At 44.6% G+C, this 13,902-nt stretch carries 11 protein-coding genes; 4 read left to right on the top strand and 7 right to left on the bottom strand.

The genetic code is table 11. The annotated features are described in order from the left end of the window. Window positions 1-525: 525 nt before the first annotated feature. Together ACUVJL_RS38260 and ACUVJL_RS38265 are read right to left on the bottom strand one after the other, a co-directional pair. Complete coding sequence (locus ACUVJL_RS38260) at window positions 526-1,167, bottom strand: Uma2 family endonuclease (protein WP_445250580.1); 642 nt, start codon at window positions 1,165-1,167, stop codon at window positions 526-528. Window positions 1,168-1,376: 209 nt separating this feature from the next. Beyond that, window positions 1,377-1,724, bottom strand: coding sequence for a hypothetical protein (locus ACUVJL_RS38265; protein ID WP_445250581.1), 348 nt, complete (start codon window positions 1,722-1,724; stop codon window positions 1,377-1,379). Between the two features lie 131 nt (window positions 1,725-1,855). Between ACUVJL_RS38265 and ACUVJL_RS38270 the strand changes: the two genes are divergently transcribed. Further along, the gene (locus ACUVJL_RS38270) at window positions 1,856-2,098 is read left to right on the top strand and encodes a helix-turn-helix domain-containing protein (RefSeq protein WP_445250582.1); all 243 of its coding nucleotides are present in this window, start codon (window positions 1,856-1,858) and stop codon (window positions 2,096-2,098) included. Between the two features lie 31 nt (window positions 2,099-2,129). Here the strand turns inward: ACUVJL_RS38270 and ACUVJL_RS38275 are convergent, their stop codons facing one another. The 5 genes from ACUVJL_RS38275 to ACUVJL_RS38295 form a co-directional block, all read right to left on the bottom strand. Continuing rightward, window positions 2,130-3,092: a hypothetical protein gene (locus tag ACUVJL_RS38275; protein ID WP_445250583.1), complete on the bottom strand. Its 963-nt coding sequence runs from the start codon at window positions 3,090-3,092 to the stop codon at window positions 2,130-2,132. Further along, a complete protein-coding gene (locus ACUVJL_RS38280) occupies window positions 3,082-4,248 on the bottom strand; it encodes an AAA family ATPase (RefSeq protein ID WP_445250584.1) in 1,167 nt (388 codons plus the stop codon). Before ACUVJL_RS38280 ends, ACUVJL_RS38275 begins: the two co-directional genes overlap by 11 nt. Before the next feature lie 87 nt (window positions 4,249-4,335). Further along, window positions 4,336-4,935: a hypothetical protein gene (locus tag ACUVJL_RS38285; RefSeq protein WP_445250585.1), complete on the bottom strand. Its 600-nt coding sequence runs from the start codon at window positions 4,933-4,935 to the stop codon at window positions 4,336-4,338. A gap of 238 nt (window positions 4,936-5,173) precedes the next feature. Next, window positions 5,174-5,770 (bottom strand): hypothetical protein, encoded by a 597-nt coding sequence (locus ACUVJL_RS38290; protein ID WP_445250586.1) that lies wholly within the window; start codon window positions 5,768-5,770, stop codon window positions 5,174-5,176. Between the two features lie 315 nt (window positions 5,771-6,085). Next, window positions 6,086-7,324 (bottom strand): LL-diaminopimelate aminotransferase, encoded by a 1,239-nt coding sequence (locus ACUVJL_RS38295; RefSeq protein ID WP_445250587.1) that lies wholly within the window; start codon window positions 7,322-7,324, stop codon window positions 6,086-6,088. A 263-nt stretch (window positions 7,325-7,587) separates the two neighbouring features. Here ACUVJL_RS38295 and ACUVJL_RS38300 point away from each other — a divergent pair, with 263 nt between their 5' ends. The 3 genes from ACUVJL_RS38300 to ACUVJL_RS38310 all read left to right on the top strand — a co-directional run. Then, on the top strand, window positions 7,588-8,679 hold the full coding sequence (locus ACUVJL_RS38300; protein ID WP_445250588.1) for a hypothetical protein: 1,092 nt from the start codon (window positions 7,588-7,590) through the stop codon (window positions 8,677-8,679). Between the two features lie 536 nt (window positions 8,680-9,215). Continuing rightward, complete coding sequence (locus ACUVJL_RS38305) at window positions 9,216-10,970, top strand: DUF3352 domain-containing protein (RefSeq protein ID WP_445250589.1); 1,755 nt, start codon at window positions 9,216-9,218, stop codon at window positions 10,968-10,970. Between the two features lie 942 nt (window positions 10,971-11,912). Then, window positions 11,913-13,902: two-partner secretion domain-containing protein (locus ACUVJL_RS38310; protein ID WP_445250590.1), on the top strand; the 1,990-nt coding region annotated here is incomplete at its 3' end.

Below are 13,902 nucleotides of genomic sequence, written 5' to 3' on the forward strand. Positions count from 1 at the left end.
TGCGGTCAACTCTTGGATCTGGTAGATCATCAAAATAATTCAACAAACCCCCTTCTAGTTCTTGCATAGAAATAGGTTGATGCTGGGTTTTTATGTTTTTTAATTTAGCGCTCGCGACAACGGGTGCAAATCCTTTAGTCAGAGAGTATTCATTCCTATTTTCTACTGAGAAAAGAGAGTCATTATAGAATCTCTCGGACAAACCGGTCAGCTATAATACTGCACCCTCTTTTTAGTGTCTGTTACATTTGATACCAAATTAGATGCGCTTACCCTGTATGCGTTGCCTCCGGTGGACGAAATTTTGGGAATGCTGGTTTGGATGGTACGAGATGGCTGATTAAAACCTCTCAGTTGGTAAAAGACCTCTTGCAAAAATAAATCGGACGGCCAAGATGCCCATCCCCCAAGAAAAAATAACTCTTGTGGGATGGGAATCTTGCCCGTCCCATCAATTGATGAAAAGGATTTTTGCAAGAGGTCTAAAGCTTGTCAGATGCGAAGCGCGTAACGCATCCTAGGAGTTTAGCCGATCGCACTTTCAAATTCTTCTAGCGCTTGATAACTTCCCACCTGTAAAGCACGTTCTACCGCAGTGGGGATAAGTTGGGCGATCGCGATTTCTGGAAAATTCGGACTCATATCGAATTCTACATACTCTCCATCTTGCAGCAAATAGATGCGAAGTCTGCCGCTGTCATAAACCCATACTTCTGGAACTCCAATAATTTTATAGGCATCGATCTGAGTTTTAGAAGTAACATCCGTCTCAATTGCCAAATCGGGCGGCGGATCGTCCGGTAAAAGTCGCCGGCGATTAATCATCCGCTGATAATTTAGAATATAAAAGCAAGCATCAGGTTCAACTCCTGCTGCACCTTCCCGTTTGAAAGTAGTAGAACCAAAGGGTTCATATCTTCTACCCGCAGACTTGAGTAAATTTTTTACCATATCGGAAATTAAATCTTTCGGAATTTCCCGATCTAGTAAGGGAACCATAATTTCTAAGGTACTGTTGCTGTAGGCAATTCGGGTTCTTCGTTTTTCCCCTAATTCTTGCAAAATCGACTCAAATTCCCACCAAGTTATATTGGGAATAGTTACGACACTACCGGGAGTAAGCTCGATCTGGCTAACAGGTTTGAGGACGGGGGTGATAACCATCATAAGCTGAATTGCGAGCTAGTTGTTAAGTTTGTGCCCAGGGCAGGCAGGATGCCTACCCCACAATAAAACTCATTCTTTGTGAAACAGGCATCTTGCCTGTTCTTGATAAGAATACAAGATATCTATTGAGTTTAGCACGGGCAACGAGAAGAGATTCGCGATCGCACTTTTGACTCAATTCTAGAAAGATCGATCGCACATTTATGACTTCATTGCAGCCGGATTAATTTGACTAAAAGACTCATGATTTCTCCCCGATCGGGTGTAATAATGATGCGATTGTCGGGAATCGCGATCGGATGAGTCCAACGAACAGCTTCTTCGTAGCGCAATGCGTGCAGTTGGTGGATAGTTCGCCGTACCCCCAGAGGCGAACCGATGATGACGTGACGGACTGCTTCGCGATCGCCCTCAAAGGTTTGGTTGGTTAAAACATTCGGCGATGTTTGGTTCGATGATGAATCTTGCAACATAGCTTTGACCAATAATTTTGGATAGGTTTGATGCTTTGTAACGGTAAAACCGCGTACAATAACAAGTTGAAAAAAAGACAGCAATTCCCCTACAGCACAAGTGGCTTAGCTGGTGCTGTCTAATCTCTATTAGATTAAATCTAAATTAATTTAGGGTAGATGTCAATCATTTTAGATAAAACCCAAATAAATTAATATAACTTAACAAATAGCCTATGGAAACCTCAGAAAGAGCCGATAGATCGCCCCTAATGCGACTGAGAGTTCAGCGGTTTATGACTCAAAAGCAGCTAGGTGAAGCACTTGGCGTTACGGAAGCGACGGTAAGCAACTGGGAAGCTGGGCGATCTGTACCGAAGCTAACGCCTGTTCAATACAAGAAGTTGCTAGAGATTCTACAAATTACCTCTGCTGAATTACCAGACCAATTTGGTTTTCCTAGCGATGCTGATGGATAGAAAATGGAATATTATAATTGAGGCGTTTTATTTAAACGAACTCATACAATGTTTTGAAAAAAAAAGGAATATGAGACTTAACATCGCTACTTTGCCGTGAATAAAATCTCCCAATTTCTAACGAGAGTTGTTCTCTAAAATTTTTCTCATTTCCACTCCAGTCAGCGGGTGGCTTAATTTTTTCCCAATAATCATGCTCAGGTTGTTTCTCATTCTTAACTTTTTTAATTGTGAGCAAAGCCCTAATTAACTGATGCTTCCGTGTTTCATCAGACGTATTTTTAAACTCAGTTTTCCATGAATCTTGTAATTTATCTAAATCTGTACAATTTAAACAATGATTTATGCGATCGAGCGCTCTCTGTATGTTAAGGTTATTCTTCAAGTCTGGATCGCTACTAATTTTATCAGCCATATCCATATAAATACTATTCAGTTGAAGAGGATTATTCTGATACATGGGATAATTAGGATAATCATCAAATATTGATTGAAGCTCAGGTGTGATAAAATATGCTTCTTTATGAATCAAACCTGTAATCCATATCCGGTGTAGTGCTGCATTTTGCGATCGCACCTCCGATTTTTCGTAAAGATCGCAAAAAATTGCTTCTGTATCGGGAAAAGGGTAATCATCAATCTTTTGCAGGTGCAAGTCCAAATCTATCATTGCAAAAAGTCGATCGGGCTCTAAATACGAGTTAGTGGTATCCTGTTCGTGTAATGTTAAAAGCTTGAAATAAGTATTTATTACACTTGCGCGATCGCCACAGTTGAAAAATTGTGGCAGCTTTTCTCTCCACCATCTCGGAACGCAAGCCTTATAAAAGTTGGCATCCGGCATTTCCTCCATTTTTTTATAAGCTTGAGGCGATCGCCTACCCTCGATATCGGGAATAGCGCCTTCGCATAGCACCACAATTTTGTTCTTAATTCTGGGAGATTGAAGAATTATCTCGCAGTGTTCTTTTAGCTGTTCTGGATTAAGACTCATTTGTAATATTAGATTCTTGTTTGATCAGTTTTGGCTCAATTTCTTTAACGTGAGCAGGTGTCAGAGCTTCACACAATGCGTAGGAGTGAGTTGCGAGAATATATTGATTGCTGGGAGCCCACTCTTTGAGGTCTGAGATAATTTGATATTGCCAATCTGGATGAAAAGCAATTTCAACTTCATCCATCAAAACAATTGCATCTTCTATGTTCCGGGACTTGAGCCATATATAAATGCTAAGTCTTTTGAGTTCGCCGTGACTTAAATCTTCGGGATATAGTTCTATAGTTTCACCATTATTATCCAATTTAAAATTGACACCAGAGAAATCTTCATTTAAATTTATCCTTTTATTTCCCAACAGCAGATTTAGTTCCTTAATTAGAGTTTGATAACTATTGCCGTAGCTACCAGTTTTAATCGCTTCTTTGAAATCGCGATCGCGAGCAGCTTTAAATGATTCAATCAGTAGCTCTACAGCAAGAAAGTCATAGGTAAACAAGCCTTGTAATTTGGATCGGGCAGATTCGAGTATCCCGTAATAATTATCTCCGTTACGTGAGTTGCTAAATAATAGTTTTCTAGAATCCGGCGGAAGAAATAGAAAAACTTGTGTGGACGGAGCTGCTAGAAAGATTTTACGGGATACCTTATCTAAAAATAATTCTGCTTGCTCCTTGTTGGGATTATTAAAACGACATTTTAACTTTGTAATTGTTAGGATTTGATGGTGGTGGTCGTACTCAAAAAATGTATCTGTAACTTTTGAAAAAGAACAGACATCTATGATCTCTTTGGAGATCCCTATGTGATTCATCTCTTCATCAGAAAGTTCTGTCCCAGCTTCAATAGAATACTTGTTACAATAAAATTTAAGATTGACGATGTTTTCTCCATCCCAAATGTCAATGATTGCTAAGATTTTTTCGTCCTCATCAGAAATTTTAAATCCCTCAAGCAGATTTTGTAAAAATGGTTTTTTATCCTCATCAACAGAACAGTGCAGTAACACAAAAATCAACTGCAACAGCGTACTTTTCCCGCCGCCATTTTGACTACCCAGCGGAAAAATATTAGGAACAAAATCCTTTTCAAAAGTTATGTCAATGTCCTTTAAACCGCGAAAATCAGGAACTTGAACTCGTAGCAAGTGCATAAAAACTCCTGTGTTGGCTTATATTCAGTGTGGTTAATTTTATCTTGGCAATTATACCACAAATCGTAAAATTTAATTCACTCACACTTAGTAACTAATAAAGCTAACTAAAATTCCCAAAATTTGCTCAATCGGCATTAAAGAATATTCCCTCAAACCGATCGTAACAGTTTGCCCTTCCAACTTCAAAAAACGCCAGATACTCCCTGTTGTAATAGATCCATAAATTATCGGAATAGAAATTTGCTTAGCCGCGTTGAACTTTTGTGCAGCCAGCATTTCTGCCACACATTGACCCAATCCTCCTTTCAAATCTTCTTTCTTAGCTTCCACTATTATAGCCACCGGGGCTGTGACAAATAATTGTTCGGAAGAAAGGCTGAGAATGTAATCGCAGATGCCGTTAAGTCCTGTTTCCGGTTCAACCGTGAAGTCTTCCCCAGAAAACAAGCTAATCTTTCCCCCTAAAGCCTCTTTTGCAGCCAACAAAATTGGGCAAATCAGCATTTCAGAGCGAGCTTTTTCCGTGTTGAGTGCCAGTGCTAAATCGAAATTTTTTTCGAGAAACTCTGTTAAATAAGGACTGGGAGATACAGGATTAGTAACTGGCAAAAATGTGCTGACTTCAACGATTTTTAGCTTAAATTGTTGCGTAACTTGCTGGAGAGTGAATTGACTGTAAGGCATAAGGTTATTTTTGGATAATTGTAGTTCTTTACTGAAGAACAGGCTTTTCGGCCTGTTCCACAAAGAATTAATTTTCTTGTGGGGTGGGCAGGAAAGCCCGCCCATGAAAGACTTATTGAGAATGATGCAATATCTCAGTTATAACTCACATCTTCCACCATCCTCAATAACAAAATACCCAGAGCATTTTACACCGAGTAAAAACCCGGTTTCTTTGGTTGTGATGCGTAAGTCCCGACTAAGTAATAAAGCTAACTAAAATCCCCAAAATTTCCTCAACTGGCGGCAATGAGTATTCTCTCAAACCAATGGTAACTGTTTGCTCTTCTAATTTGATAAATTTCCACAAGTTCCCGGTCGTAACGCAACCATAGAGATTGTTTACAAAGTAGCCGTTTTTTTCATTGAAACGCTGAGCCGCAATCATTTCAGCAACACATTGTCCAAGTCCGCCGTTAATGTCTTCTTTTTTAGCTTCCACCACAATCATAGCAGGAGCTTCGATAAAAAGTTGTTCAGGCGATTTGCCGATCAGAAAGTCGCAGACACCGTTAAGCCCCACAGATTGATCTACCGTAAATTCATTACCAGAAAACAGACTGATTTGCTGTTGGAAAATATCTTTTAATTCTAGAAGAATTGGACAGATAATCATTTCTGAACGAGCTTTTTCTGTATTCAGTGCTAGGGCTAGAGGTAAGCGTTTTTCGATGAACTCAGCTAGCGCGGGACTCGGCTGAATCGGGGGCGCAGAAACAATAAAAGTAGGTACTTCTATTAGGGTGAGCTGAAAGTCTTGTTTGACTCTTTTGAGGGTGAATTCGCTATAGGGCATTGCTTTTTCACGCTCTGAATAAAGTTGTCTGGCTTAGATTATAACTCACATATTTTACTATTTTCATGAACAGGCTTTCCCGTCTGTTCCACAACATATTAAATTAATGCTTTTTCGCTGAATCCGGCAGTCCGCCAGCAGTCCGCCAGGCAGTCCGCCAGCAGTCCGCCAGGGGTTTCAACCCCTGTCTCAAAGCTAAAGTCCTCTGAAGAGGACTAATGAGTTTTTCAGTCCTCTTCAGAGGACTTTAGCTATTAGCCAGGGAATTCATTCCCTGGCGGGCTGGAGGCCTTTCGGTTTAAGCGGGAAAGGAGATTAAACCTTAAACTTCTCCACAATCCGTCTCATCGCCTCCTCCACATTCTCCCGACTATTAAACGCCGAAATGCGGAAATAACCCTCACCCGCCGCACCAAAACCAGAACCCGGAGTTCCCACCACATTGCAAGTTTCCAGCAACTTCTGAAAGAAATCCCAACTCGACAAACCGTGAGGCGTTTTCACCCACACATAAGGTGCATTTTCGCCACCAAAAACCTCGATTCCCGCCGCTGTCAATTTCTCGCGAATAATCGCAGCATTTTCCATGTAAAAATTGACTAAAGCCTGAATCTGTGCCTTGCCAGCCTCTGAATAAACCGCCTCGGCACCGCGCTGCACGATGTAAGAAACTCCGTTAAATTTAGTAGATTGGCGGCGGTTCCACAGCTTCCAAATTTCGACATCTGAACCATCTGCTGCTTTTCCAGTCAAAGTCTTCGGTACAACTGTTAGCGCACAGCGAGTACCCGTAAAACCAGCATTCTTTGAAAAAGAACGAAATTCGATCGCACAATCCCGCGCCCCTTCAATTTCGTAGATAGAATGCGGTAAACTCGGATCGGTAATATACGCTTCGTAAGCCGCATCGAAGAAAATAATCGAACCGTTAGCTTTAGCATAATTTACCCAAGCTTGCAAGTGTTCCTTAGTTGCAGTTGCCCCGGTCGGGTTATTCGGGAAACACAAGTAAATTAAATCGACTTTTTTGTCGGTGGGAATTTCCGCAGTAAAATTGTTTTCCGCTGTAATTGGCAGGTAAACTAAGCCGCCGTATTCGCCATTTTCGTTCGCATCTCCCGTGTGCCCCGCCATCACGTTAGTGTCTACATACACCGGATAAACTGGATCGGTAACTGCGATCGTGTTATTGTTGCCAAAGATATCGAGAATATTGCCACAATCGCACTTAGAACCATCAGAAATAAAGATTTCCGAAGCATCAACATCGCATCCCCGCGACTTGAAATCGTGCTCGGCAATTTTCTCCCGCAGCCACTCATAACCTTGTTCCGGGCCGTATCCTTTAAAGGTATCCCGCGAACCCATTTCTTCCACCGCCGCCACCATCGCTTGGCGACAAGCTTCCGGTAGTGGTTCCGTTACGTCGCCAATCCCCAGCCGGATGATGGGCGCTTCGGGATTCGCCTCTGCAAAGGCTTTCACCCTGCGCCCAATTTCGGGAAACAGGTAGCCAGCTTTGAGTTTAAGGTAGTTGTCGTTGATAGTTGCCATAGTTCGATCGCTACAAATGTCGTAGAATAGCTTACTGCCAATTGTCTCTCTCAGGCAGCAGCAAGTTCGGCAACCAGCAGTGTACGGGATTTAACGGATATAACTGATGGATGTTGGGCCAAGACAAAGATTTTCCCCACTCGGACACTCAAACACTTCGCCAATCCGCCATTACAGGCAATCTGCGCACTTGCTCACCAGCCATTGACAAAAAAATCAAATCTGCTTGTATAATCAGAATAGTAGGCAGCGCAGAAACAATTATGGACGAGATCGAGTACGCCAAACTTTATCAAGAACTGGCGGCAAATCTGAATGAGTTTAATTTGGGTTGGGTAGTTCAACAAGTAGCGGATACTGTAGAGATAGGCAAAGTAATAGAAGAGCGATCGCTCAAAAGAAAAACACCCCTGCTCAAGATAGAAGATTATACCGCAAAAGAACAACTTTTGCTGTTAATTGATGCTATCGAGCAAGCGACTGTGAACACTTCCGAAATGGAAGACGAAATTGCTTATTTCTTAAAAGTAGAATCTGAAACATCTCCCCTCGGCACAAAAATTACCTTTGCGAATTCAGGTGCAGAATCAGCCCAAACAATCGAGTTTACTTCCAACGTCACCGCCCCCCGTCACAAACAGGCGATCGCCCTCAAGCAATTGCTGGAAAAACTGCCTTCAGGGCCGAGCAACTACGCCACAAATTCCGCAATTAAAAGCAAATTAAAAAGCTCGATAGATCCCGACTTCAACGGCGTCGCAGAACAATCAAGCATTTTTGACGCTTACCTATTCACCATCCTGCTAAAAGCAGTTGCTAATGAAGGGGGTAATATTTATTATAACAATGTTTTAGACGACGAAACACCGAAATATTTAACATTTAGAAAAACAGCAGGAAAACTCCACGGAACTGCACATCCATACACTCATGCTGTTGTGGAATTTCCCGACAAACCAGCCCTGGAAGTTCACCTAGGAGTAAAAGTCCAAGGTAGAGCCGGAGTTCTGCACAACTGTAACGTTTTAATTTTGTACCAAAAAGAAGCGAATATCTGCCGCTTGCTCAACCGCGAACCCCGGCACTCGCAAGTAATTTTAGCAGTAAAATCTCAGCACTGCACCTCAGAACTTAAACTAGAAATGGCTGGTGCTTTTATCGGCTTAGCCTCAGACATTCGCTACGAAGGCGGCAGCTATTTCATTTCTAACAGTTACTCCCAACCCGTAGCAAAACTGCTAACTACCGCGCGCAAAAAATGGGAACTCAACATCTTTCCGAGAGCGACAAACGATGTGCACCGGCTGATGTACTCGTTTCAAACTATCTTTAAAGACTTTAAGGCCAGAAACTAACATCAGGGAATTGGGAATTGGGCATCGGGCATCGGGAATTGGGGCTCGGGAGTAGTTAGTGTAGGACTTATGCGTAAATACCAGGGAATTGGGAATTGGGCATCGGGCATCGGGGATGGGGCATCGGAAGTAGTTAGTGTAGGACTTATGCGTAAATACCAAAGAAACTAGGTTTTTTACCAGTATTAAAGGCTCAAATCCAGTATTTAGTAAAAAACAAACGGTTTCTGCGTCTAGGACTATAGTGGTTAGTGGTTACTGGTTAAGCTGCTACGCATCTAAATTGAACACAGAAACGGGCAGGATGCCCGTCCCACAATAATTATAGAAAAATTGACTGTCGAATTAGATGCACAGCAGCTTAGTAGTTTTTCTAATAACAAATAAAAAACAACAGATTACCAATGCCCGATGCCCAATGCCCAATGCCCAATGCCCAATGCCCAATGCCCCAGGCCCCATGCCCCAGGCCCCATGCCCCATGCCCCATCCCCAATATAATTTATGATGTTGCGAGCACCCGAACCTTACGAATAATGTTTAAGAAAGATAAATCTTCCCTGCTGTTTACGATCGGAGCCGCCACACTTCTGATCGGCTTAGGCTTTGTCACCTACTACCTCGTCATTTCCCGTGGCCCCGCCAAAGATTTGCCGGCGGGGGCAACAGTTGTCCCGCAAGATACGATGATGGCCCTATCCATCACCACCGATGAATCGCAGTGGAATAGACTGCGAGAGTTTGGCACGCCGGAGTCAAAAGCTTCCTTTGAGAGGTTTTTAAGCCAAATGCGCGATCGCCTCCTCACAAGCAATGGCTACGCCTACCAGCAAGACATTCAACCCTGGGTAGGTAACACAGCAATGGTAGCCTTTCTCCGCAACAAAATAGCTATACCAGTCCCCCCGCCCGCACCCAATGTGCCCCCGCCTCCGCCAATTCAACAGTCAGTGGCAATTATCCTGCCAATTGCCAACCCGATCAAAGCCAAAGAATTATTAGCAAAACCCAGACCCCTGAGCCAAGGAAAAATAGTTGAGCGTAATTATAAAGGCGTGCAAGTCACAGAAACTAAAGGCGTACCCGATCGCAATTTCTCAGTCGCGGTACTCGGCACAAACTATCTAGCAGTCACCACAGATCCTAGCGCTACAGACAGAATAATCGACACCTACAAAGGCGAACCTTCCCTAGCAAAAACCCCTGGCTATGCAGACGCCATAGATAAAATAAAAAGTCCGGGCGCCTTCGGTCAAATCTACGTCAATATGCCCGTTGCCGCCGCCTATGCCGCCGCCAACTCAGCCCGGGAAATTTCGGCCCAAAACCTCGAACAACTGCAACAAAATCAGGGATTTGCCACCACAGCGACGCTGGAAGCAGAAGGAGTTGGATTCAAATCAATCTCTTGGCTAAAACCAGATTCTACCAGAAGGATAGCAGTAGAAAACAATGCTCTAAAAATGGCTAACCGCCTGCCAAACAATACAATAATGATGGTATCCGGCGGCAACTTGCAGCGTTTGTGGCAAGACTACATATTGGGAGCTGAGGCGAACCCGATTTCCCCGATTAATCCCCAAGTTTTGCGTACAGGTTTAAAATCCATTACGGGCATGGATTTAGATAAAGACTTGATCAACTGGATGGGGGGAGAATTTTCTCTATCATTAATACCAGCCCCGGCGCAGAATCCCAAAGACAAATTTGCTGCCGGATTTGTATTTATGGTGGAAACAAACAACCGCGGCGCTGCCGACAAATCCCTCAAACAGCTTGATGAAACGATGAAAACGAAAGGGTTTAGAGTTGAGGAAATTCAAGTCGGCGGCAAACCTGCGACAAAATGGACATCGCCGTTTGGAGGGATTACGGTAACTCGCGGCTGGATGAAGGATGTAGCGTTTATCACAGTAGGAGCTCCAGTGGTTGATGCGATCGTTCCGGCACCGAAAAGTCCGCTTTTAAGCAGCGAACTGTTTCAGAAAACTGTACGATCGCAACTTAACCCCCACAACGGCAATTTCTTCATCGACACCGAGAGTGCGTTTAACCCGAAAAACCTAGCTTTGCCGGAGTTTCCTCCCAACCAAAAAATGTGGATAGACGCCACTCGGTCGATCGGGGTTACAGCCGCCGTCATTGGCGATCGTACCACCCGTTACGACGCTTTTGTGGGTCTCAAAAAATCCAACCAATCCACTCCTTCACCAAATCCCTCACCGCGCCCTGCTTCACCGCGCCCTGCTTCACCCAGTCCCTCGCCCACCGTCCAAACTTCTCCCAACTAACTCTTAAATCATTCCACAAATCCGCTAGGACAGCCCATTCAACAGCAACGGTGCGACAGTTTAAAACCCAAAGACAGCAGCCATCCGCCATCCGCAAGAAGCAAGAACAAGACTTGCGCATAGGGACTAAAGAAACCGGGTTTTTTTATCGTTTCTGCGGGCTGCAAGGAATTATTTTCGTTAACAAACCCGGTTTCTATGCACCCCTGCGTCTAGGGCTATCAAAGAAACGCAGTTTTTTAAGCCTGGGACTGCAACTAAGTATTTTCACGTAAAAAAAACTCGGTTTCTGCGTCCTGGGATGAAGAAGCAATCGACCGTTTCTGACGCGCCCTACTCTCTGTGCCCCTTGCGTCCAGGACTGCTTATTTGTGTCATAATTTTAATGGTCGGCAATTGTAGATGCGTTTTTTTTTATAAAAATTTTTTTACCTGGATTTTTCAAGCGTCAGTTTTGGGCGCAGAAACCGGTTTTTTAAACCGCCATACTTCGTTCAAACTCTCACTCATATAAAAAACAACAGGTTTCTAGCCGTCGGAGTGCGTCTAGGAAAGCCGCTTTTTTTAGGTCATGCCGAAGATACAGCTTCTACCCATTGCGAGTTATACTTAGATGGTGGAGAAGATACGCTCGGGGAATTGCAAATGCAGAGGCAAATTTTATAAGGAAATTTTCCTCATTGACTCTCGATCGCACTTGCAGTCCGAAACCCGGTAGCTTCATAAATATAGACTTTAACCCCCATTTTTCTGAAAAACCGGGTTTCTTTACCTAATCTCTGTTAATTATGTATCAATAGTCCGGACTGTTTTTAGTTCGTAGTCTGAAACCCTTGATTTTCCGTTGGTAGCGAACTTGCCTTGGAGCCTTGAAACCCTTATTCTAAGGTTAAGAATCAAAAACAGTCCAAAGTATTGATATATTTTACCCATTAAAAACCTATGAAAACCCCAAAAAATATTCAAATACAGGCAAGATTTATCTCTAAAGGAGTAATAAGAACCCTGGCACTTTCTCTGCCAATGATCTTAATAAATCTTTACTTGTTGCAAGCAAAAGCCGAAGCTCAAAGCATTGTTCCAGAGCCGAACCCAAACGGAACGGGAACAACAGTAAGCACTCCCGCAGGCCAAAGCGGAACTTTCAATATTCAAGGCGGAAAAACCTCGGACACAAATCTATTCCACAGTTTTAGAGAATTTGGCTTGTCGGACAAGCAAATTGCCAACTTTATATCAAACCCCAACATTCTCAACATTTTAGTGCGCATAAACGGGGGCAACCCCTCGTTTATTAACGGCAAAATTCAAGTAAGCGCCGGCAGCGGCACTCCTAACTTGTTTCTGATGAATCCATCCGGCATCATATTTGGCAACAATGCCAGCTTAGACGTGAAGGGTTCTTTCACAGCAACCACCGCCACGGGTATTGGATTTGGTAAGGATGGCTCGTTGTTCTTTAACGCTGTCGGTCCTAACAACTACACAAATCTGACAGGCCCGCCCACTTCCTTTGCTTTTGGAGGCGCTCAAGCAGGGGCAATTATCAGCACGGCAACAAAGTTAGAAGTCAACTCAGGGCAGAACTTAACCTTCCTCGGCGGCACCGTTGTCAGCACCGGCAGCCTTTCGGCCCCAGGAGGCGGTCAAATTACCCTAGCATCAGTCCGCGGGACAAATCTAGTGCGCATCAGCGAGCCAGGCAGTGTGCTAAGTTTGGAAATCAAGCCCTTAGGGACGAGCAGCCCAACTTCGACATTGCCGATCGCATCCTTGCCCGAACTGCTCACAGGCGGCATCAGTCAATTCGGCAGCGCTACAGGCGTCAGCGTCAAAAACGGTGAAGTGGTACTCACGGCGTCTAACCAGGCTAACCGAGTAGTAAGTGCGGGGGACGTTGCAGTCACCGGAAACCTGGCCCCCCAAGGCGGGGCGATCGCAATTCAAGCAGCCAACAGCGTTGCAGTCAGCGCAAACCTGACCACCCAAGGCCGCCCGATCGAAATTAAAGCAGCCAACAGCCTTGCAGTTACCGAAAACATGACGACCCAAGGCGGCGCGATCACCCTAAAAGCTAACGGCGACATTATCACTCGCGCTCTCAACTCCAGCTCCAGCACCACCTCCGGCGGCAACATCACCGTCACCAGCGTTACAGGAAAAGTAGAAACAGGCAATATCAACGCAGGGTCGAGCGCCAACAAAAGCGACTCCGGAAACGTTAGTATTACGGCCAGAGACGTTAAATATGTAGGACCCTCAAGCAACATTCAAACAGGGTTCATAGACGCGACATCCACAGGAGGAAACGGCGGCGCAGTCACCCTCAACGCCAGCAACGACATCGAAGTAAAGTATATCAACGCCGAAGGCAACAAAGACGGAGGAAAGATTGACATTCAAGCCGGCCGTTATTTCCGAGCTACAGGCACTTTCACCACAAGCGCAAACGGAGGCGGAAAGGGAGGCGGAAAACCCACAAACTACTGCTCCTCGCCAGGTTGCAGCATTTCCGCCTTCTCGACTGGTACCGGTAGCGGCGGTAACAAGGGAACTATCACCATTAGCCACGGAGGCGGAACGAAAACTCCTTTCGGCATCGGGCCCGACTATAACGGCTTAAACGGTACTGCAGGCAGCATTGTCATTGGGGGTAATAACCAGGTAATTCCTTTCGGTGACCCTAAGGCAGAAAACCGAATTAACATTGAGGATTCTAAGGGACAGGAACCACTACAAACACCGACAGGTTCTGGGACGACAGGTTCTGGGACGACGGGTTCTGGGACGACAGGTTCTGGGACGACGGGTTCTGGGACGACGGGTTCTGGGACGACAGGTTCTGGGACGACGGGTTCTGGGACGACGGGTTCTGGGACGACGGGTTCTGGGACGACGGGTTCAGGGACGACAGCGTGTGGGTCGACGGGGT

Origin of the sequence: Microcoleus sp. OTE_8_concoct_300, assembly GCF_031383065.1 — a bacterium.
Lineage (GTDB): Bacteria > Cyanobacteriota > Cyanobacteriia > Cyanobacteriales > Microcoleaceae > Microcoleus.